This is a genomic window from Psychroserpens luteolus (assembly GCF_021032705.1).
GTDB lineage: Bacteria > Bacteroidota > Bacteroidia > Flavobacteriales > Flavobacteriaceae > Psychroserpens > Psychroserpens luteolus.
In genome coordinates, this window is the sequence record NZ_JAHVXI010000003.1 from 217,755 (window position 1) to 239,966 (window position 22,212).

Here is a 22,212-nt window from a genome sequence, read left to right on the forward strand (position 1 = left end):
AACAATATGTATAACTAATTGCCTAGCTTATGTGTACTAAGAATATAATCACCGAAGGTAAACCATACACGAACACGTTGTAAGTAATTTAAGAAACCTACTTAATAAATAAATTTACTGATTGAAATGAAATTGAATGAATACTTAGTTAATCGGCTTAAAGAAATCCTTACAGAAGGAAAATGGGTTGTAGGAACAAATTTTAAAGAACAAATCTTTGATTTAGATTGGAACCAAGCCATTCAGAAAATAGATGATTTTAATACTATTGCCGACATCACTTTTCATATTCATTACTATATAGAAGGAGTAGCAAAAGTACTTGAAGGTGGCTCTCTTGACATAAAAGACAAATTTAGTTTTGACTCTCCTCCTATTAAATCACAGCAAGACTGGAAAAATCTAGTAAATAAATTTTGTTCTGATTCAGAAAGATTTATAGAACTAGTAAAAGACATGGATAATGAAAAACTATTGAGCGATTTTATTGAAAAGAAATATGGAAATTATTATAGAAACATTGATGTAATAATAGAACATACTTACTATCATCTTGGACAAATTTTACTTATAAAAAAACAAATTAATAAATAAACTACGTACAACAACGTACATAATTAATTGCTCAGTTGGTTAAGCAAAAGAAAAAAAACAATCTTGCGAAAATAATCACCGAAGGTAAACCATACACAAACACGTTGTAGCCAATTTAAAAGGACATCGAAACATCAATGAATTACAGAAAAATTACATTTATAATACTTACGGTATTAATTCTTGGAACAATATTTTACAACTCATACTTTCCAAAATTTTTAATTACAGGAAAGTACGTTGCTAATATCGAAGATGAATTTGCAACTTTTGGAGTTTCCAATGGAGACCAACTTATTCTAAACGAGGACGGAACTTTTCAATCCGATTCTTGGGGAACAGGAACATATGTTCTAAAAGGTAAAGAAATTGAATTTAATTACAACGATGGTAGTATTCACACTCAATTTAACAGACCATTGTTTTTTGGAAAACCAAGAATAATAATATTTAGAGACTTAAAATCTGAATTCATAAAAAAATGACAATCCAAGAATAATTCATTACTCGAAAGGAGTAAAAGTATTGACTTGGGGAAAAATAAAAAAACTGGTTACAACAACGTGTATAGCCAATTGCTTGGTCTATTTTTACTTAGTCACATTGGTTACCATTGTATAAAAACGATAAAATCAGGATATTTCCTACTAAAGAGAAAAATAGTATTTTTGTTATTATATTCAACATATAACATTTTGAGAAACACCCTTAAATTTATATTAGCTTAAGATTAACCTTAGAAACCACAGGTTAATAACTTTTTTATTCGAGTGATCTTCTACTCGAATCGGTTTTCCATTTAATTATTCTTTGTCGCATTGCTATAAAAAGCAATCACGTATGTTTTTCGGTTTTGATAATTCAATTTTGAAAAAGCAATGATTAAATGGTCCATAAAATCAAAAAAATGTTAGGCAGATTTATAAATTGTGAGAAACGAATATACCTGGGAAATAAAAGCGATAAGTACTCCCCTTTTAATAAAAAAATGCAGTCATTGTCATAATGATAGATTTTATTGTAGCGAAAAATTTAGATTAAATGCTCAAAAGAAAAATATAGACGTATGGTTGATTTACAGATGCAAAAAATGTGATAATACAACTAATATGACAATATTTTCTAGAATCAAACCAAGTTCAATAAATAAAAAATTATACAATCAACTTTCTGAAAATCAGACTCAAATAGCTTGGAGATATGCATTTTCTAATGAAATAAAACAAAAAAACAATATACAATTAGATTTTAAAAGTGTTGAATATAAAATACTCTACGATAATATAACTTTAGAAGATATTTTAAGTTCTGACATCGAAATCATCACTTTTAAGATTAAATATCCTTTTGATTTTAATCTTAAATTATCATCCGTTATTCGGGCTTGTTTAAAAATATCATCAAAACAATTAGAAAGATTAATTGAGTTGGAAGTCATTTCAATTCAAGACAAATATTTACAAAAAAAACACAAAGTGAAAAATGAAAGTATTATAAAAATAGACGTAATAAAATTGAAAAAAAATATGGAATCTAAAAACTAAATAAAACAACGAACAGCTAAAAACGTGTATAGTTAATCAATAGCTCTATGTGTATTTGAACATGAGAGCAACAAACTGGTGGAAGCAAAGCCCTTCGGATTTCCCTCTGGCCAGCTTTACTATGTTAACTTACTACGTCAATACTACTTAAGATGCACAAACACGTTTTACTAGATTTTCTAAAACGGTATAATTCTTGATAAATTCTACAATATTTTAATCATTCAACACAAACCAGATGAAAAGAATTTTACTCACTTTAACTTTCTGCGGACTAACTTTAATCGCAAAATCACAAAATGCAAGTATCGAACAATCAACGTATGGCATACAAACTGGATTTTTAGGAATTTGGGCCCATAACGAAACGAAATTAACAAATTCAATTGCATTGCGTTCTGAAATTGGATTAGACAGCGGAATTTGGGGAGGTGATTTCTATGACGGAACGGGATTTTTAATGACACCTGTAATTACTCTCGAACCCAGACTCTATTATAATTTGAATAAAAGAGTTAGCAAATCAAGAAGAATTGATGGAAACAGTGGAAATTTCATTTCACTAAAAACAAGTTATCATCCAGATTGGTTTGTGATTTCAAATACTGACAATGTTAATGTCATAAGTGATATTTCTATAATTCCTACTTGGGGAATAAGAAGAAATCTTGGAAAACATATCACCTACGAAACCGGAATTGGAATTGGGTACAGATATGTCTTTGCAAAACAAGCCGGGTTTCTTGAAAATGAAAGTGAAACAACTGTGAACCTACATTTGCGAATTGGATATCGATTTTAAAGTAGGTAGGAAAAAGCCCTAACCGGTTCGTTTCAGTCATATCCTAATCGTAAGTCATTGCAATTTATTATCTTAGTAAAACACAACAAGACCAACACAAACACTTAGTGTTCAGTATTTTGCAATCTCTAAATTAAATGATATGAATCTAAAAACTAAATAATTAATAATGTTTAATGATGGTTTACGGATTTCTATTGAAATCCAATCATCCTTCATTCCATTTTTGCTAACTTAGTTCTCGAACATTATACACCACGTATAATTACGTTAGGTACAATTATGAAGATCTTCAAAAAATACATAGCACTAATTTTATTGATACTATTAGTGTCATGCAATGATGTTAATGAGATTCCTCTAAAATCTAATATTGAGATTCAGATAGATGGTCTTTTGAGAGAAAAAGATTGGGAGGATTCCAAAATAATTACTTTGAAGCCTTCAACTACATTATTTTATATAGAAGATGAAGTCAACCTATTTATAGGAATTAGAAATACAGATAGTATTAATAGATATATTGACTTATATATAAATAATGATTCAATTGGAACAATTAATTTACACGCATCAATGCAACTTGGCGAACGCTTGTTAGGTGATCACTGGAATGATACCATTCCAACTTGGGATTGGGGCAATAATAAAGATTGGATTTCAAATAATGTTGAAATAGTAAATCACAATGAGAATATGTCTTTTCAAGAAAGCATAGCGCCTTATGAAGGATTTGAATTCAAAATTTTAAAACGAAAAATTAAGAGTAAAAAAAATCGAATTCGAATTGAAATTAAAGATTTTTTAGGAGAAGCACAGGATATTGTGTATCCGTTAGATTCTGAAAGGAATAATAAAGAAAATTGGAATACTATAAATATTAAAAGTCAAATGATCAATGAAAAGTAATGAACGCTATAAATATTGTAAATAGAGAATTGACCTCTGAAGAAATTGAACTTGTCAACTCTGGGTTTGATGACCTTTCAATAGAAGAAGGTATAGACATAGAAAGTACTGAAAAAATAAGCTTTGTGGCATTGAAAGAAAACAGACTTATTGGTTGTTCTTCTGGTTTGGCCCATAAAAATGGAGAGACTTATTCTGGTTGGTTCTACCTGACCGATCTATTTGTTGAGAAGGACTATCGCGATCAAGGCCTAGGGTCTGACCTCTTAAAAGCATTAGAAGAAAAGACAAAAACGATAGGAGTTCAAAACATTTGGCTCTGGACCTCAGGAGTGCCTACATTAAGATTTTATGACAGACATGGCTACAAGCCATTTACAGAAATGGAAAATTGGTATTCTGACGGAAGCAGTCGAATTGGTCTAAGAAAAAAAATAATAGAATTATAAAACAAACCTTACTCGAACGCATTGGCACTAATTTTGCGACAGACTCCACAAATTCAATAACCAACATAAATGAAATATTCACTATCAGTTCTAATCGTTTTCTTAAGCATTACAATTCATGCCCAAGAAGGCCGATATTTTAAATCAATTGAAGAAGCCTTAGAAAACCCAGAACAAGTTTATAATTTATCAATCAGTTGGAAAAACTTAACCGAATTCCCTGATGAACTTATTAAATTCAAAAACCTAACATTTTTAAATCTTTCTAGAAATAAGATTGTTACTATTCCTGATTGGATTGGACAATTAGAAAACTTGGAAGTCTTGATTTTAAAAAATAATGAGATCTATGAGATTCCTGAAACTATTGGCAACTTATCTAAGCTAAAAGACCTAAATATTAGTGATAACGATTTAGATTATTTGCCTCAAAATCTAAAAAAACTTAGTCATCTTACGTCATTATATGCTAGTAATAATAATTTGGATACATTCCCGCAAAGTATACTAGAGTTAGTTAATTTAGAATATTTGTCCTTAGATGGAAATTCTATACCTGAGATACCTTCTCAAATAGAAAACTTAAATGGGTTGTATGAATTACGATTAGAAAAAAACGAACTACTTGTTTTACCCAAAGAAATAGGCACTCTAAATAATCTAAAGGAATTGTGGTTAGGATCTAATAAACTGGAACAACTTCCAATGGAAATTGGTACCCTTTCAGAACTGAAAGCATTGTATTTAGGCTCAAATAAACTAGTAACAATTCCTGAGAATATAGGTAACCTTACCATGCTTCAAACGCTAGATTTATATGATAATGGCTTAACCACCTTACCCGAGTCTATTGGTAAACTAGATCATTTAATCTTTTTAAATCTTATTAGAAATTATGAGTTCTCTCTTTTTCCAAATAGTATAGGCGATTTAAAATCAATTAAAGATTTAAGATTGACTAACAGTAAAAAAATCACCTCAATTCCTAATTCGTTTTCTAAACTTCAAACCCTAGAAAGTCTAGCTCTTGGATGGTGTGAGAATTTAGGATTTCCAGAAGTCATTTTAAGCTTAGAATCTCTTGAATTTTTGGAATTAAGCAGTAATAATATACTTGAAATTCCTGAAAAAATTCAGAATTTAAAGGGGTTAAAGCGGCTGTTGTTGAATAACAACAACATAAGCTCAATTGATATTGTTTGTGCGCTTAAAACCCTAAAAACACTTGAGTTAGAAGGAAATTCATTAAAGTCAATTCCAACTTGCATAGCTAGTCTTGAACGATTGAGAAGACTAAACTTAGCATGGAATAACATTCGTAAAAAGGATATCAAAAAGTACAAGTCTTTATTGCAGGAGTCTATCAACGAATTAAGTATTGATTCTCAAAATTAAAACTAATGTTTAAAACGTTTAGTATGCAATTTGGAAAAAGAAACCATATGAAAAAATTGGACACTCTGGAAAAAGAAGGTCATCTAATCTTTCCTTCTATTTATAAAGCATTTTACTTAGAATGCTTAAAAGTTGTCCCAAAAACACTGGTTGGAACCGATTTATTTCACGATAAACATGAATTAAAAGCATGGGCTTTAGAATTACTAGAGGAAGATAATGCCGAAATATTCCTCACCGAAAAAGATGTTGTGTTTATGATGCATCAAGGTTATATGTTTTGGTATTTTAAAGCCGATGGGACTAAAAACCCAAATGTGTATTTTTATGAAGAAATGAGTTTAAAACCAACGCTTGTGACCGATTTAAAAACTTTTCTATCTGAGTATCTAAACGAGAAAAAAGATAATTAAATTTGTAGTCTCAAAAGATAAAACAAAAAGAACGTGATCATAAATAGTAATCCTGTCAAGGGAATGAGAGATTTATCTCCTAAAGAAGTTGAATTAAGAAACTATGTTATAAGTCAAATCCTAAAGGTGTATAAAAAATATGGGTTTAATCAAATCGAAACACCTTGTACCGAAAACATCGAATTATTAAGTAGTGGTGATGGTGGTGAAAATGAAAAAATGCTTTTTAAGATTCTTAAGAGAGGTCAAAAACTAAAAATTTCTAACGATCAATCAGAAAACGATTTGGTCGACCTTGGTTTGAGGTATGACTTGACAGTTCCGCTTTGTAGGTTTTTTGCAAATAAGAGATCAAAGTTACCTAAAGAATTTAAAGTCATACAAACTGGAAGTGTTTGGAGAGCAGAACGCCCTCAAAAAGGAAGATATCGACAGTTCACTCAATGTGATATTGATGTAATCGGTCTTAATAGTATACTGGCCGAAATCGAATTAATTTTAGCAACTTCAGAAGCTTTATTAGAAATTGGATTCTCTAATTTTAAAGTTCGCATCAATGATAGACGAATTCTAGAAGCTCTTGCAAAACAATCGGGATTTGAAAGCGCAGACTTTACTAAAGTATTTATCATATTAGACAAGATAGACAAAATTGGTCTTGATGGTGTAAAGCAAGAATTGGAAAAGTCAAATTTTCCTAATGATTGTATCAATTCTTTTATGGCTATAGTAACCGAAGCTACAAAATCAGGTATAACAGTAGATAGTTTAAAAACTATGTTACCTAACATATCTCAAGAGGTATTAGATGATTTATCTAGGGTCATTGAGACTGTAAAATTACAAGCTGATGATAAGTACAAAATAGTTTTAGACTTGTCACTTGTTCGAGGCATGGGTTATTATACAGGTCAAATTTTCGAGATTGAAGCCGATGGCTTTGGATCGTCTATTGCTGGTGGTGGTAGATATGATAGGATGATTGGAAAATTTCTCAAAGGAAATGAAGACATACCTGCTTGCGGATTTTCAATTGGTTTTGAAAGAGTAATCTCAATTCTGGAAGACCAAAACTTTAAAGTACCAAGTACAAAAAACAAGACTGCAATTTTATATAATCGCAACGATAATTATAATCTGCTTTGTTCTTCTGCTCAACAATTAAGAACACAAGGGAACTGTGTGTCGTTAGAACTAAAAACTAAAAATTTAAAAAAACAGCTAGATAATCTTAAAGAACATGGCTTTAATAGTTTTGCTTTTTTTGAAAATCAAATTGAATTAGTTGTAAAGGAACTCAATTAATGCATACTCATTTTCCTGAAAGCATCTAAAAATAGTTATTTATTTCCTAACTTAGTTCTTAGTTAACCTAATGGCTATTTACGAACGCGTTGGGAATAATTATGATAGATACGCTTTTAAAACATTTTGAACACTATATAGCTTTAAATTCTGAAGAGAAAGATTATATAAAGGCCAATATTCCAGTAAAAACATTTAACAAGAATTATTTACTACTCTCCGAAAATGAAGTTTCTAATGAGTTTTATTTCGTAATTAATGGTTTGGTACGCTTATATTATAATGTAGGTCTCGAAGAAAAAACGGCTTATTTTTATACTGAAAACACATTTGTAAGCTCATATGAGAGTTTCACCAAACAATGTAAGTCAAAACATAACTTAGAAACCTTAGAAGAAACAACACTCGCCATAATTTCATTTGAAGTGGCTTATAAACTGCTTGAACTATTTCCTAAGTTTGAGTTTTTAGCAAGAATAATGATGGAAGAGGAACTAATTATGTGTCAAGATATTATTGCTTCTTTTGTCACGTCAAACGCCGAAAACAGATATCTAAATCTGATGAAAAGGGATAAAGATTTACTGCAACGTATTCCTCAATACCATTTAGCCACTTTTCTTGGAGTTACTCCCGAAACATTAAGTAGAATTAGAAAAAGAATAACGTCTAGATAAATTTATTGACAATCGTCAATTGACTTTAACTTGAGCTATTTATAATTTTGTTTTAAAATCATAAACATGAAAAAAGTATATCTGGCTTTGTCTGTTTTAGGAACGATTCTTCCTAATATTTTTGTCGTCATAGAGTCTTACAAAACCCAAAATTACTTGCTATATACCAAGCCTTTAGATACATTTAATGGAATGTTTGCAAATAATATTTCATCTGCATTTATTATAGACTTACTATTTATTGTTGCTCTATTTTTAATTTGGTCCTATAGAGAGTCTAAAAAGTATGATATCAAAAATATGATACCTATTTGGATATATACTTTTGCATTTGGAATTGCAGGTGGGCTTCCTTTATTTTTATATTTTAGAGAACGAAAGAAGCACATTATTACAAACAACTGGTCTAAATCTCAATGATTTTGAACAAGGTTAATGACTTAAGTCTCATGAATTTTTAAAACTATTATGAAAAGTCTATACGTAACTTTGGTTTTTTTTCTTATCGCCAATGCTAATTTTGCACAAAAAGAAAAAGTAACGTTTGCAAATTTGGAAGCACCATACTATAATGTTGGTAAAGATAGTTTAGCAGTTAATGGATATGATGTTACCGAATATTTCAATAATAACGCATTGAGAGGTTTGGCGAAGTATCAATACAATTATCAAGGGATCATTTATTATTTCTTAAACGAAAAGAATAAATCAAAATTCGTAAAACATCCTAAAAAATATTTACCACAATTTGGAGGTTACTGTGCTTACGGAATAGGAATGAATACTGATTCAAACGGAAATCCACCAGGAAAATATCCAATTGATCCAAAAACTTTTAAAATTATAAACAATAAACTATATCTTTTCTACAACAATAGTGGGCATAATTTTTTGAAAGTTTGGGAGTCGAATGAAAAAGCAAATTTAGAACAGGCTCATAAGAGATGGAAACGTATACACAGAGGCAATAAGTAACTTATAAACTATGAAAAATCTTCCTTTGATAATAATCCTGATTTTATGTGATGCTTGTAATTCAATAAAAAAATTAAGGGGTTATGTATCAAAAAATATTCTTAAATTTAATATCTGTGCATCTGAATTAAAAAAACAAAATGAATTCCACTCCCATTCCAAGGATTTATGTTTACAAGCAAATTATAGAAGCAAAGTTGTTTATAGATGACAATTTTCATGAAAAAATTAATCTGGAGCTAATAGCAAATCAGGCCTGTTTTTCTAAATTTCATTTTCACAGGTTATTTAAAGAGTGTTATAATAAAACACCTCTTGAATACTTAACTTATTTAAGACTTAATAAAGCAAAAACGCTTTTATCAAAAGGAATTTCGATACAAGAAGTTTGCAGTTCTGTTGGTTTTGAAAGTACAAGTTCATTTATTAAATTATTCAAGAAAAATGAACTAATGACGCCATTGGAGTTTTCGAAAATGAGAACAATTAAAAGAAAACAGATAGAACAAAACCCTTTAAACTTCATTCCATCCGATTATGCGCAATATTTGGGATGGAAAATCTGAAAAGCAAGATTCGACAATTCAAAACCAAGTAAAGTCATTTACTTTGATTTAAATAAGCACATATGATTAGCAAACTTTCCCACAGTAGTATTTTTGTCCTTGATCAAAAAAGAGCTCGTGATTTTTATGTCAACAAGTTAGGTTTCAATGTCGTAATGGACGTGCCAGTTGGTGACAAAGGAAGTTGGTTAACAGTTCAACCACAAAATCAAAAAGAGCTAGAAATAACCTTAATTCCTATTAATACAGGTTTAATGTTTGTTGGAGAAATCGCTTCTCAACTTACACAATTGGTTGAAAAAGGAGCATTTGGATTTGGGATTTTCGAATGCACAGACATTTATGCGACTTATGCTGAATTAAAACAAAAAGGGGTTGAATTCATAAAAGAGCCTAAACCTGGTGTTTCAGGTATAGAAGCAATGTTTAAAGACGACTCAGGAAATTGGTTTTCACTAGTACAAAAAATTAAAGAATGAAAGACGCTCAAAAGCAATATGATTCGCTAATTGAATCTAATCCAAAAATTGAAAGAAAAGGAAAAACAATGCCTTATACCTCAGTAAATGGACATATGTTCTCTTTTTTATCTAAAGATGGTAAGATGGGATTAAGGCTTTCTGCAAATGACAGAGAAGATTTTTTGCAAACATTTGACACCGAACTAATGGTACAACACGGAAGAGTCATGAAGGAATATGTTGCTGTTCCCGACACCTTGTTCAATGATCTTAAAAACTTATCAAAATACTTAGAAAAAAGCTTCAATTATACATCTAGTCTAAAACCAAAACCAACAAAAAAGAAATAGTTCTTATGAAATATACTTGTAGTGTAGAGATAAACTTACCCATTGACAAAGTTGTTGAACTTTGGAACAATGAGCACTATTTTAAAGAATGGCAAGATGGTTTTCAGAGCATTAAACATTTAAGTGGTACGCCAAATACTAATGGGGCAAAATCTAAAATCACGATCAATGCAAAACAAAAAATAGAACTTATTGAAACCATTATTTCATCCAATCTGCCAAAAGAAAAAATTGCATTGTATGAGCATATCCACATGACAAATACCCAAACATCGCGTTTTAAGGACATAGGAAATAACAAAACAGTATACACTTCAGATGTCGAGTACACAAAGTTCAACGGGTTTATGATTAAGCTAATGGCTAAGCTATTTCCAAATAAATTCAAACAACAAAGTCAAAAGTGGATGAACCAGTTCAAAGAATTTGCAGAAAGGACTAAAACTCAACAAAGTATATAATATTAGCAATTACCTGTTTTATTTGTATGCAAAATTACAATAGGTTTTCCTCTGGGTCGTTTTCTTTTACTACCTTAGACATGGCCAATGCAGCTTCGCATCTAGATCATTATATGTCTTAAAAAAAACCATAAATTTATGATAAAAGGACTCTATGAAACACATTTATTTGTTGAGGATCTTGAGCGCTCGATTGAGTTTTATTCAAAAACACTCGGGTTGAAACAATGCCGTTATGGTGCAGAACGAAGAACAGCCTTTTTTTGGATTGGAGAAGATAAGCAGTTTATGCTCGGCTTATGGGAAAAACCAAAAGAAAACATTGATATTCGTCATTTTGCTTTCGAATGTGAGCCAGAATGGATTTTAAATGAATCGGTCGAGTTTTTAAAATCTAGGAATTTAAAATGCTGGAATTTTTTAGACAATGAAAAAGAGAAACCCATGGTGTTTTGTTGGATGCCAGCAATATCTATATATTTTAGTGACCCAGATGGTCACGAGCTCGAATTTATTGGAATTTTACCTGGAACACCTAAATCTGATGAAGAAAAAAGAGTGGTCACCTATGAGCAATGGCTTAAAATAAAGGATGAATAAAAACACTATTAAATAGATAAATACTGCGTTACGCATAGATGACGTAATGATGTCATAACCATGACGTCATCAATGTCGTAGTAATCGAATTACTTTTGCTTTATATAATTAAACATTTAGACATTGATGATAAAGCAAAAAAAAATCACAGTTCAAAAGACACTATTTCAAGAAGCACTTCTCCTGGCAAGAACACCAATTATAATTGCTCTTTTCTTGACACCAATTCGCTATACCCTTGAACTAATAGGTATTCATGAAAACTACATTTTTATTATTGGCTTACTATGGTTAACCATTGGAGTTTCTATATATTGGTCTATAAAATTTCATGATAAAAAGCGATTCTTATTATTACTTTTATTAAGCTTAACAGTATATTCCCCAATATCAAGATTTCCTGTTGCAGTAGCTTGGTGGATTGATACGAAATGGGAATTAGGAACCCATTATGGACTATACTTCGACAATTTCGGACAAGTAGCATTAAATCAATTAATCTATGGCTCACTCATTCAAATAATACCTGGGTTTTTAGTGGGTTCTATTACCTTTGCAATAATGAGACAAAAACAGGCTTTAAAACTGAAAAACAATACTATAAAAAATGGATAGGAACCAATTAGCTAAAAGACTAAAAGAATTAAGAAACCAAAAAGGAATGTCTCAAGAGTTTCTTGCAGAAGAATCAGGCTTAAGCTTAAGAACTGTTCAGAGGATTGAAAATGGCGAATCAAATCCAACTGGTGAGTCTCTTAAAAGATTATCAGATGCATTAAACGTAAACCTTGATGAGTTGATTGATTGGGCGATAATTGAAGATAATAAATATTTAAACTACCTCAATCTATCTGCCTTAACTTTTCTATTCTTTCCATTGCTAGGGATTTTAATTCCTTTTATTCTTTGGACATCGAAAAAAGGTAAGATTAAAAACATCAACACATTAGGGAAAGATTTAATCAATTTTGAAATCACATGGACAATACTTCTGTTTTTCACGCCCTTAGTAGCGTTTATCATATCAAAAATCGGACTTGCAAAACATATTACTTTAAGCACATTTTTTATTATTATTGGCCTTTTATATGCTATTAATTTGATTTCAATACTGCTAAACACGATTCGAATTAGTAACGAAAAGGACGTGATTTATAGGCCTCAAATTAGATTCTTAAAATAAATGCCTGCCTACAACCACACCTATAATTTATACTTACCTCCTACCAAATTTTAAATTTATATCTTTAAACAACTGATTTCCTACGAATGAAAATTCTACAGATTCTAATTCGTACAAACCATACATAAACACGTTGACAATAACTGAAACCGAAAACTTATGGCTGGACTCGCAACTAAAGAAACTAATAAAAGTGTATCTCTTTTTATTAATAAAATAGAAAGTGAATCTAAAAAAGAAGATGCAAAAAAGTTATTGTCCATAATGGAAGACATAACAGGTAATAAACCAAAAATTTGGGGTGACAACTTTATTATCGGATTTGGTAATTATAAGTATAAGAGAAAGAATGGTAAAGAAGAATTTGAATGGTTTAACGTAGGTTTTGCTCCCAGAAAAACAAAATTAACAGTGTATCTAACGCTTGACATTAACGAACATGAGGATTTGTTAAAAAAACTAGGCAAATGTAAATGGGGAAAAGGATGTTTGTATATCAACAAGTTGAAAGATATAGATCTAGAGGTTTTAAAACAACTAATAACCAGAAGTAAAGATGCTAAATGGCATTAACTAGTAAAATAAAATAACACTTGCCAACACTATGTATGAAGACGTTTGCAACAATTAAAACATAAACTCATGACACATAAAAGCATAATTTATCTGATTCTATCACTACTATTATTTAACTGTAAAACAAATGATGTAGTTAAAAAAGAAACATCAACTAAGGCAAAGAATGTAATTCTATTAATTGGTGATGGCACAGGATTGTCGCAAATATCCTCAGCATTTTATTTTAAGGAAACCAGTCCAAATTATGCACGTTTTAAAACCATCGGACTTATTAAAACCTCGTCGTCAAGACAAGATGTGACCGATTCTGCAGCAGGTGCCACAGCTTTTGCTTCTGGAGTAAAGACCTATAATGGCGCTATTGGTGTAGCCGATGATTCTACCGAAGTAAAGACTTTGGTAGAAATTGTGTCACCCCAAAATATTAAAACAGGGGTTATTTCTACCTCATCGATACAACATGCAACACCAGCTAGTTTCTATGCTCATGCCATAAATAGAGGACTTTACGAAGATATTGCAGCAGACATGGTCGCATCTGATATTGATTTTTTTGCTGGAGGTGGCACGAGATTTTTTAATGAACGAAAAGATGGGAAAAATTTATTAGAGGATTTGAAAGCAAAAGGGTTTGGTATAAACACCACAGCTTTAGATGACTTTTCAGGAATTAAAGACTATTCCAAAATGGCGTATTTATTAGCAAAGACTCACATGGACTCTATAGGTGGCAATGGACGTGGTGATTTTTTACCTAAAGCCACCGAATTAGGGATGCAATTTCTTAGTAAGGATCCAGATTATCCTAACTTTTTTATCATGATAGAAGGATCGCAAATAGATTGGGGAGGTCATGCTAATGATGCGAGCTATCTAATCGCAGAGCTTATTGATTTTGACAATGCTATTGGAAAGGCTCTCGATTTTGCAGAGAAAGATGGTAACACCTTAGTAATAGTAACAGCAGATCATGAAACTGGAGGTTTTACCTTATCGGCTTCTACCAAAACAAGAGAAGATGGCAGCACCTATAGTGATTATAGTGAGGTAGCTGGGACGTTTTCTACAAAAGGGCATTCAGCCACATTAATTCCGGTATTTGCTTATGGTCCAGGTTCTGAGGCATTCGCTGGTATTTATGAAAATACTGAAATCTTTCATAAGATTTTGGAAGCTACAAATTGGACTAATAAGAATTGATTTTCAATTTGCTTTATACTTGTAAAATGACATTTTACCAAACAGAAATAGAGCGCATAAGAAAGATCTGTTATTCTAATGATAGTCAGATAGAGACTGTAATCGCAACACGCAATTATATTGACAATAATTATGATAAAAACCTGAAATTGGATTTTTTATCACACATCCGATTTACATCAAAATATCATCTACTAAGACTCTTTAAGAGATACTACGGACAAACACCTAGACAATATTTAACAGACAAACGGATTGAGAAATCAAAAGACAATTTAAAAAATGGAATGACAGTTACTGAAACCTGTTTTGCTGTAGGATTTGAAAGTTTAGGCTCCTTTAGTAAATTATTCAAAACTAAAACGGGAAAATCACCAAGTGCATTTCAAAAAGAGCAACTTTCGAGAAGCAAATTAGATTTAGAGTTCTGAACTTTGGCAAATAACTAAAAACAAATCAAAAAGATGAAAGTAACACTAATTAGCATTCCAGTTAGAGACCAAGAAAAAGCCTTAAAATTTTATACTGAAAAATTAGGTTTCCTAAAAAAGAAGGACGTCCCATTAGAAGGCGGCAATCGATGGCTAACATTAGTTTCGCCAGAATGGCAGGATGGACCAGAACTTTTACTTGAACCTGCTCCTAACCATTTTGAACCTTGTAAAGTTTTTCAAGACGCCTTGATGGAAGCCGGATTTCCGTATACGCAATTTGATGTTGACAATGTCGATGCCGATTATGACAGGCTGATAAAACTTGGTGTTGAGTTTAGCGTAAAACCAACTAAAATGGGAACTGTAAAATTTGCCGTTTTCAATGACACCTGTGGAAATAACATTCAAATTGTAGAAACACTGTAAAATTAAACCTAAGAATATGAAAAAGACAATAACTTTACTCAGCATTATATTACTTTTTTTTAGTTGTTCTAACTCTAAAAGCAACAATGACACTAATGATGAACTAAGTGCATTGCGTGCTGAACGTGATGTTTTAAAAAAGTTTAAAGACCAAGCGTCAAAATATAAAACAGAACAAATTGCAACTTTTTTGACATTTCAAGAGAATAATGCAGAAGAAGCAATGAACTTTTATGTAGGACTATTTGAAAATTCAAAAATTATTGATGTGCAACGCTATGGTAAAGACGGTCCAGCCAAAGAAGGAACAATTATGGTTGCAACATTTGAGTTAAACGGAAGTAAGTTTATGTGCAGTGATAGTTATATCAAGCACGAATGGACGATTACACCAGGCGTTTCAAATTTTGTGGAATGCAAAACAGATGATGAAATTGAAATGCTCTTTACAAAACTATCGGAAAACGGCAAAGCTTTGATGCCCTTAGACAACTATGGCTGGAGTACAAAATTTGCTTTTATCGAAGACCAATTTGGTGTGTCTTGGCAACTAAATTTAAAGTAATAACGTATCTGACGCAAAACACATAAGTGACTAAACGAACAGTTGTGTTCAAATTAACTATCCATAGTTTTTAGTTCCGTTTAGTTTCAGCTTAATAATATAAAATCCTGTTAAACTAACTTGAAATTCATCAAAAAAATTTAAACTTTAATTGATGAATTTAATTTTAGATTTCTTTTTAGTAACTGGTATTGTTATCAACGCTATCATTTTGGTGCAGCTGCTAAGAATAAAGAAAAAAGCACTATCTCAAAAAATACTGATTGTTCTGTTTTCTCTTCTGTTTTGTGTGGCCTTATATTTTTATGCGCTTCTGCATAATATTATCTGGCTTGCTAAACTATGCTTTCTGCCTAATGATGTGACAATTATTACTTTGGCGCCTTTATTATTTCTTTATGTGAAATCTTTGTTTTTAGAAGAAAAGAGTTTAGTGAAAAACCATTTAAACCATTTCACTCCTGCAGTCTTATTTGCTTTGGGCATTACTATTCCTACAATGATATTCAATAGCTATCATAGCAACGCTTTAGCTTACACGCATTCAAACATAGTACGGTTTATTATTAGAACCGAAAATATATACTTTTTACTGTATCTCACGATCTCATTACGATTTTTATTAAAACATCAAAAATTATCTAAATATGAATACTCAAACCTATCCAAATATGATCTTAATTGGATAAAGGTTATGCTCATATCTGCACTTAGTATCATAGGTCTTGATCTCGCAATTAAAGTATATGAATCTATTGTTAGTGACTTTACATGGAATGCTGATTTCCTTTCTGTACTGGCAATGATTATTCTAGTATCCTATTTAGGGTTTTATGGTATCAATCAATCCAAAGTATTACTACCCTCTTTTTTATTACAGAACGATACAAAACCGAAGTCAAATAAAGCAGAAAACAAGATGCTTTCAGCTGAAAAGAAACAAGAATTCGAACATTTAAAACACAAGTTAATCTCTACATTAAACACAAACCATCCTTATTTGGATGAAGATCTAACACTCGGAAAATTAGCACAGCAAATTTCAACAACCGACAAGACATTGTCGACAATGTTGAATCAATATATGAAGACAACGTTTTATGATTTAATCAATACATATCGTGTTGAAGCTGTGAAGAAAAAAATCAAATCAGACCACTACAGTAACTATAGTCTCTTTGGAATTGCATGCGAATGTGGTTTTAAATCAAGAACTAGTTTTAATAGAATATTCAAAAAAGAAACTGGCCTCTCTCCTTCCAACTATAAAAATAGTAAGTCTTAATAAGTATCTCATTTTTTAACATATGATAACGTACCAACGCTTCTATTGGTCAATCTAAATCATGATAAATGTTTTGATTTGTGGTCAATCTTTTAAATTTTAATGCCATGAAAAATACCGTATTGACCCTACTCCTTTTTGGAATTACATGTATCGCAAACTCTCAAAACATTACTGAAACATCGCAAAAATCAAACGTAGAAAAATCAACCTTCGGAATTCAAACAGGTTATGCAGGACTTTGGATTTATAATGAATTTAGACTTTCAAATCAAATAGTACTGCGAGCCGAATTAGGCTTAAATGCATATGACAATGATGATTTTTACCCAGATGCAGGTTTTCTATTCTCAACAGCTATTACATTAGAACCTCGTTGGTATTATAATCTAGATAGGCGGTTAAGCCAATCAAAACGAATTGATAACAATAGTGGAAATTTCTTCGCGTTGAAAGCAACTTTTCACTCTAATGATCTGCTTATAAAATTTGGCGACGATGCAAGAATCGTAGACAATTTAGCAATTATTCCAACTTGGGGCATGAGAAGAAATATTGGACAACATTTCAACTATGAAGCTGGAATTGGTGTTGGTTACATCCACTACTTTGCCAAAAATTCTGGATTTACAAAAAATAGAGACGAAACAGCCATAAATTTACATTTGCGCATTGGATATCGGTTTTAACATCTAAACAGATACAATAACCACTAATAGACAATTGTTTGTTCATCTATAATTGGACTTAAGCAAAATAGGTCGTGATTTTAAAAACTAAAAACGCTTCTTTAGGTCATTTTAATTTTGTAACTTATTGCAATAGAGTCTTGTAGTTGTTTTATTACAAATAACTAATGTACTTTACATACAAACAGTAAGTCATGAAAAAGAAAATTCTCTTTATTTTAAGTCTGACTATAGTATTGTCTTGTTCTAATGAAACCCATCAAAAAACAATCGAATCGTACATAGCTACTCATAACAATCATGACATTGAAAAAACCATGGAGTTCTATGATGAAAGCATCATATTTGAGTTAAAAGGTGTCTGGACTAAAAAAGGAAAAAGGGACATACGTGCACTTGAGGAATGGGATGCTGCTTTAAATAGTCATTTAAAATTAGAATCCATTAATTCAAAAGAAGACACTATATTCTGCAAAGTAATTGAGAATAATGATTGGTTTAGAGGTGTCGGTATTACCAATTTGGTTCATGATCCAGCAATTTTTGTTGTTTCTAATGGAAAAATTAAAAACATCATTGGTTATCCATCTGAAAAAACAGGAAAAGAAATAGGAACGGCAATAGGGAAACTCTACCAATGGTCACAAAAAAACCAAGATTCAACGATTAATGAATTAATTATAAACGGTCAGTTTATATACTCTGCTCAAGCCGCTGAAAAATGGCTAACCTTATTCGAAAAAATAGGAAATAACTAATCGCTTAAATTATAGATAATTATCAACTATGTCTTCGCTCGCAATAGATTGTGTCTTTAAGATCAAACCTTAAAGACTAACTCCTTTTTATTATCTTAGTGCTTACAACTAAACACCTGTAAACTCGGTATAACTTATTAAAGAATAACTTAAGTGAATTTAAATGACAAGAAATTTTTAACCATTGAAAACAAAAGTGGTTTATCATCAAATGAAACGATTTTTCATTATTTTCAAAATGAAAATATTATCACAGGAACGTATAAGGGAGGAGCTATTTCTGAGGGATTTATAGTGGGAAAACAAATCGAAACTTCAAAAATCGAACTCCTATTTCAATGCTTAACTAAAGAAGGAGAGTTAAAAGTAGGTGAATCTAAAGGCACTATTTCGAAAGATCAAAATGGCAAATTGAAATTGAGATTCGACTGGAATTGGTTAAACGGAGATCTATCTGGTGGAACATCAGAATATATTGAGGTTAAATAAAAACTAACGAAGCATGGCAAAAAATAAAACAACCGAAACAGAAGTCAATGTAACCGATTTCATCAATTCATATGTTGATAATGAGCAAAAGAAAGCAGATAGTTTTCAGCTAATTAAACTACTAAGCAAATGGTCTGGGTTTGAACCCAAAATGTGGGGACCAACCATAATTGGTTTTGGAAGTTATCATTACATCTATGCTAGCGGACATGAAGGTGATGCGCCTCTTTTGGGTTTTTCTCCTCGGAAATCGGCATTCTCTCTTTATGTATACTCTCCTACCGAAGAAAACAAACATCTCTTAGATAACTTCGGGACATTTAAAATGGGAAAAGCATGTATCTATGTAAAAAAACTGTCGGATATAAATATTGAGACCTTAGAAAAAATGTGCGAAGCAACAATTGCATATCTCAATGAACATCATGAATGTGCATGCAGAAATTAGTAGCATATAAAATCGTACAGATCTTTATGTAGCTCATTTTCTTTTACTAACTTAGTTACCAGCTAAATGTGTTCTGCTGAAATTCTATAAATTAAAGTGAACAATCCTCAAATATATTTGAGTTGACCTACCTAAAATCATCAGTATCATGACATCTATTAAAATACGTTGTTCTTTATTAGTCCTTACATTTTTGTTAGTACCATTAAAACACTTAGAAGCACAAAACGATGTTTCTGGTGAAATAGAATTAAAAATTGACGCTATCTTCAAAAACTTTGATGACCCAAATGCACCAGGAGCTACTGTTGCCGTTGTGAAAGATCAAAAGATCGTTTTTAAAAAAGGTTATGGCAGTGCCAATTTAGAGTATGGCATACCTAATTCGCCGTCTACAATCTTTCACATTGCATCGGTTTCAAAACAATTTACAGTCTTCGCTATTTTACTGTTAGAAAAAGAAGGCAAATTATCTTTTGATGATGACATTAGAACATATATTCCCGAAGTTCCAGATTTTGGAAAAACTATTACTCTTAAACATTTGGCATCACATACGAGTGGAATGCGCGATCAATGGACCTTATTAGGCTTAGCTGGATGGCGATTTGATGATGTGATCACTAAAGAACATATATTAAAACTAGTGGCTCAACAAAAGGAATTGAATTTTGATCCAGGTGAAGAATACACCTATTGTAATACAGGGTTTACATTATTAGCAGAAGTGGTTGCCAGAGTTTCAGGTAAATCATTTGCCGAATTTACTGAAGAGCGCATTTTTAAACCATTAAAAATGTCCAATACATTGTTCTATGATGATCACGAGAAAATTGTAAAAAACAGAGCTTACTCTTATTACTATGTTAATAACAATACATTTAAAAAAAGTGTTTTAAGTTTTGCAAATGTAGGCGCCACAAGCTTATTCACAACGGTTGAAGATCTCGCATTATGGTCAATGAATTTCTCATCACATACCGTTGGAGATAAAGCAATTATTGAGAAAATGAACACCTTAGCAGTGCTTAATAATGGAGAAACCTTTGGTGGTGCGTATGGTCAATTTGTAAATACGCATAGAGGCTTAAATCAAATTCAGCATGGTGGCGCAGATGCTGGTTATCGTAGCTATTTGGGACGATTTCCAGATCAAGACTTTGCAGTCATGGTTTTTAGTAATCTCGCTCAATCTAATCCGGGAAATTTAGCACTTCAAGTTGCAGATATTTATTTGGAGGATTTTATTGAAAAAGATACTCGTACAAGTGATGATACACCTGAAGAAGATGATGATGTTGATTATATAAAATTATCATCTAAGGAATTAGAGAAATTCAATGGTCACTTTTGGAATGAAGATCAAAAATATGCGCGCAAAATTTATGTGAAAAACGATACACTTAGATATTTCAGAGGCGAAGGAAACGAAAGTGCTCTAGCTCCAATTTCACCAAACGAGTTTAAAATGTTAGGGGTAAATGTTGATTTAAGAGTTAAGTTTTCAGAATCAAACAAAAAACGTAAAATGACTGTTTTAATAAATGATGATGCGCCTATTCTATCGTATGAATTTACACCACCAAATTATAAGCTTTCCGATCTTAAACAATTTACGGGTGAATACTACAGTCCGGAGTTACAAACCACTTACAATCTTATTATAAAAGATGGAAAACTCATGTTTACACATCATCGTGCAAGTAACACTAGTATTTCGGCCGCTAAGCATGATCTGTTCTTGGCAGGAGGTTATAGCTTTATATTTGAAAGAAATACAAATGACCAACTCACAGGGTTTAGAGTATCGGCTGGACGCGTTAGAAATTTGTGGTTTAAAAAAGTAAATTAACTCGTGTATTCGAACTCATAACAAACGACAAATTGTTATAAACATTGAAGACAACTAAACGGTTAAAAGTTATCACTTTCACATTTCTCTGCCGAAATTATTTCACATTCACTATATTGCCACTTTAAAGACAATAACCTAATTCAATACTTACTCATGAACAAAAGCATGTTGACTATCATATGCATTTTGGCATTTAGCCTATGCATTACAGCACAAGACAGTAAAGCACCTTCAATAAAAATTGATATTGAAGTCAATGGAGAAAAATATCAAGTTAAAGATGGTGGCACCATTAAAGTGGATGGAAAAACGATTACGGCAAAAACATCAGATTATCTCACTTTCAATTTTGGAGCACTAGTTTTCGACTATCCAAAACACTACGCATACGAGTTTGAAAAAGATATAGGATACAGAAACTGGACATTAGACGGTAACGATTTTATATTCATGTATTTTGAATATGAAGACGATATCTCACTAAATCTTTTTATACAAGCCATGGTTGAACGATTTGGAAGAGAAAGTTGTAAAGTAACAGATAAAAGTACAACACTTGGAAAGTTAAAACTCGATGGGCAACGTATCGATATCAATTTAATAGGAACAAAGCTTAGCTACGACATCTATGAATTGAATACCAACGACGGAAAAACGCACTTTATCTCATTTCAGGACTCCAAAAACGAAGATGGTACAGATTCACAAGAATCAAAAGACATGTTTAAAATTATGGACAAAACGATTAAGTCAAAACTGTAAAATAAGTCGTTATCAATACCGATTGTGTGATTGTAAAG

At 31.4% G+C, this 22,212-nt stretch carries 31 protein-coding genes; all 31 read left to right on the forward strand.

What is annotated here, in order from left to right:
• Positions 1–126 precede the first annotated feature (126 nt).
• The 31 genes from KWG70_RS09815 (at position 127) to KWG70_RS09965 (ending at position 22,174) form a co-directional block, all read left to right on the forward strand.
• Complete coding sequence (locus tag KWG70_RS09815; protein ID WP_230935842.1) at positions 127–594, forward strand: DUF1572 domain-containing protein; 468 nt, start codon at positions 127–129, stop codon at positions 592–594.
• Positions 595–731: 137 nt separating this feature from the next.
• Entirely contained in the window at positions 732–1,079 is a 348-nt protein-coding gene (locus tag KWG70_RS09820; RefSeq protein ID WP_230935843.1) for a hypothetical protein, read from the forward strand.
• A 444-nt stretch (positions 1,080–1,523) separates the two neighbouring features.
• Positions 1,524–2,138, forward strand: a complete 615-nt coding sequence (locus tag KWG70_RS09825; protein ID WP_230935844.1) for a DUF1062 domain-containing protein — start codon at positions 1,524–1,526, stop codon at positions 2,136–2,138.
• A 238-nt stretch (positions 2,139–2,376) separates the two neighbouring features.
• The gene (locus tag KWG70_RS09830; protein ID WP_230935845.1) at positions 2,377–2,940 is read left to right on the forward strand and encodes a hypothetical protein; all 564 of its coding nucleotides are present in this window, start codon (positions 2,377–2,379) and stop codon (positions 2,938–2,940) included.
• 282 nt (positions 2,941–3,222) lie between these two features.
• Positions 3,223–3,849 (forward strand): hypothetical protein, encoded by a 627-nt coding sequence (locus KWG70_RS09835; RefSeq protein ID WP_230935846.1) that lies wholly within the window; start codon positions 3,223–3,225, stop codon positions 3,847–3,849.
• Complete coding sequence (locus KWG70_RS09840) at positions 3,849–4,298, forward strand: GNAT family N-acetyltransferase (RefSeq protein WP_230935847.1); 450 nt, start codon at positions 3,849–3,851, stop codon at positions 4,296–4,298. Before KWG70_RS09835 ends, KWG70_RS09840 begins: the two co-directional genes overlap by 1 nt.
• A 69-nt stretch (positions 4,299–4,367) precedes the next feature.
• Positions 4,368–5,693, forward strand: a complete 1,326-nt coding sequence (locus KWG70_RS09845) for a leucine-rich repeat domain-containing protein (RefSeq protein WP_230935848.1) — start codon at positions 4,368–4,370, stop codon at positions 5,691–5,693.
• Between the two features lie 47 nt (positions 5,694–5,740).
• Positions 5,741–6,106 (forward strand): SMI1/KNR4 family protein, encoded by a 366-nt coding sequence (locus tag KWG70_RS09850; protein WP_230935849.1) that lies wholly within the window; start codon positions 5,741–5,743, stop codon positions 6,104–6,106.
• A gap of 33 nt (positions 6,107–6,139) precedes the next feature.
• Positions 6,140–7,411, forward strand: a complete 1,272-nt coding sequence (hisS, locus tag KWG70_RS09855) for a histidine--tRNA ligase (protein ID WP_230935850.1) — start codon at positions 6,140–6,142, stop codon at positions 7,409–7,411.
• A 101-nt stretch (positions 7,412–7,512) separates the two neighbouring features.
• Positions 7,513–8,088 (forward strand): Crp/Fnr family transcriptional regulator, encoded by a 576-nt coding sequence (locus tag KWG70_RS09860; protein ID WP_230935851.1) that lies wholly within the window; start codon positions 7,513–7,515, stop codon positions 8,086–8,088.
• Positions 8,089–8,154: 66 nt separating this feature from the next.
• Complete coding sequence (locus KWG70_RS09865; protein WP_230935852.1) at positions 8,155–8,508, forward strand: DUF2834 domain-containing protein; 354 nt, start codon at positions 8,155–8,157, stop codon at positions 8,506–8,508.
• A gap of 48 nt (positions 8,509–8,556) precedes the next feature.
• Entirely contained in the window at positions 8,557–9,063 is a 507-nt protein-coding gene (locus tag KWG70_RS09870; protein ID WP_230935853.1) for a YHS domain-containing (seleno)protein, read from the forward strand.
• Positions 9,064–9,203: 140 nt separating this feature from the next.
• Positions 9,204–9,629 carry a helix-turn-helix transcriptional regulator gene (locus tag KWG70_RS09875; RefSeq protein WP_230935854.1) on the forward strand — a complete coding sequence of 142 codons (426 nt, stop codon included), beginning with the start codon at positions 9,204–9,206 and terminating at the stop codon, positions 9,627–9,629.
• A 62-nt stretch (positions 9,630–9,691) separates the two neighbouring features.
• Positions 9,692–10,108 (forward strand): VOC family protein, encoded by a 417-nt coding sequence (locus KWG70_RS09880; RefSeq protein WP_230935855.1) that lies wholly within the window; start codon positions 9,692–9,694, stop codon positions 10,106–10,108.
• Positions 10,105–10,440, forward strand: coding sequence for a hypothetical protein (locus KWG70_RS09885; protein ID WP_230935856.1), 336 nt, complete (start codon positions 10,105–10,107; stop codon positions 10,438–10,440). The genes KWG70_RS09880 and KWG70_RS09885 overlap by 4 nt, the downstream gene beginning before the upstream one ends.
• Positions 10,441–10,445: 5 nt before the next feature.
• Positions 10,446–10,901 (forward strand): SRPBCC family protein, encoded by a 456-nt coding sequence (locus tag KWG70_RS09890; protein WP_230935857.1) that lies wholly within the window; start codon positions 10,446–10,448, stop codon positions 10,899–10,901.
• Positions 10,902–11,039: 138 nt separating this feature from the next.
• Positions 11,040–11,501: a VOC family protein gene (locus KWG70_RS09895; protein WP_230935858.1), complete on the forward strand. Its 462-nt coding sequence runs from the start codon at positions 11,040–11,042 to the stop codon at positions 11,499–11,501.
• A 126-nt stretch (positions 11,502–11,627) separates the two neighbouring features.
• Positions 11,628–12,116: a hypothetical protein gene (locus KWG70_RS09900; protein ID WP_230935859.1), complete on the forward strand. Its 489-nt coding sequence runs from the start codon at positions 11,628–11,630 to the stop codon at positions 12,114–12,116.
• Complete coding sequence (locus tag KWG70_RS09905) at positions 12,109–12,684, forward strand: helix-turn-helix domain-containing protein (protein WP_230935860.1); 576 nt, start codon at positions 12,109–12,111, stop codon at positions 12,682–12,684. Before KWG70_RS09900 ends, KWG70_RS09905 begins: the two co-directional genes overlap by 8 nt.
• Before the next feature lie 159 nt (positions 12,685–12,843).
• Entirely contained in the window at positions 12,844–13,257 is a 414-nt protein-coding gene (locus KWG70_RS09910; RefSeq protein WP_230935861.1) for a DUF1801 domain-containing protein, read from the forward strand.
• Positions 13,258–13,326: 69 nt separating this feature from the next.
• Positions 13,327–14,463 (forward strand): alkaline phosphatase, encoded by a 1,137-nt coding sequence (locus KWG70_RS09915; RefSeq protein ID WP_230935862.1) that lies wholly within the window; start codon positions 13,327–13,329, stop codon positions 14,461–14,463.
• Between the two features lie 26 nt (positions 14,464–14,489).
• Positions 14,490–14,894, forward strand: a complete 405-nt coding sequence (locus KWG70_RS09920; protein ID WP_230935863.1) for a helix-turn-helix domain-containing protein — start codon at positions 14,490–14,492, stop codon at positions 14,892–14,894.
• 33 nt (positions 14,895–14,927) lie between these two features.
• Positions 14,928–15,323: a VOC family protein gene (locus KWG70_RS09925; protein WP_230935864.1), complete on the forward strand. Its 396-nt coding sequence runs from the start codon at positions 14,928–14,930 to the stop codon at positions 15,321–15,323.
• Positions 15,324–15,339: 16 nt separating this feature from the next.
• Positions 15,340–15,888: a VOC family protein gene (locus KWG70_RS09930; RefSeq protein WP_230935865.1), complete on the forward strand. Its 549-nt coding sequence runs from the start codon at positions 15,340–15,342 to the stop codon at positions 15,886–15,888.
• Between the two features lie 154 nt (positions 15,889–16,042).
• Positions 16,043–17,173 carry a helix-turn-helix domain-containing protein gene (locus tag KWG70_RS09935; RefSeq protein ID WP_230935866.1) on the forward strand — a complete coding sequence of 377 codons (1,131 nt, stop codon included), beginning with the start codon at positions 16,043–16,045 and terminating at the stop codon, positions 17,171–17,173.
• 107 nt (positions 17,174–17,280) lie between these two features.
• Positions 17,281–17,862, forward strand: a complete 582-nt coding sequence (locus KWG70_RS09940) for a hypothetical protein (RefSeq protein ID WP_230935867.1) — start codon at positions 17,281–17,283, stop codon at positions 17,860–17,862.
• A gap of 194 nt (positions 17,863–18,056) precedes the next feature.
• The gene (locus tag KWG70_RS09945) at positions 18,057–18,620 is read left to right on the forward strand and encodes a hypothetical protein (protein ID WP_230935868.1); all 564 of its coding nucleotides are present in this window, start codon (positions 18,057–18,059) and stop codon (positions 18,618–18,620) included.
• Positions 18,621–18,773: 153 nt separating this feature from the next.
• Positions 18,774–19,109 (forward strand): lipocalin family protein, encoded by a 336-nt coding sequence (locus tag KWG70_RS09950; protein ID WP_230935869.1) that lies wholly within the window; start codon positions 18,774–18,776, stop codon positions 19,107–19,109.
• A gap of 13 nt (positions 19,110–19,122) precedes the next feature.
• Positions 19,123–19,557, forward strand: a complete 435-nt coding sequence (locus KWG70_RS09955; RefSeq protein ID WP_230935870.1) for a DUF1801 domain-containing protein — start codon at positions 19,123–19,125, stop codon at positions 19,555–19,557.
• Positions 19,558–19,705: 148 nt separating this feature from the next.
• Complete coding sequence (locus KWG70_RS09960; protein ID WP_230935871.1) at positions 19,706–21,409, forward strand: serine hydrolase domain-containing protein; 1,704 nt, start codon at positions 19,706–19,708, stop codon at positions 21,407–21,409.
• Between the two features lie 156 nt (positions 21,410–21,565).
• Positions 21,566–22,174, forward strand: coding sequence for a hypothetical protein (locus KWG70_RS09965; protein ID WP_230935872.1), 609 nt, complete (start codon positions 21,566–21,568; stop codon positions 22,172–22,174).
• Positions 22,175–22,212 lie beyond the last annotated feature (38 nt).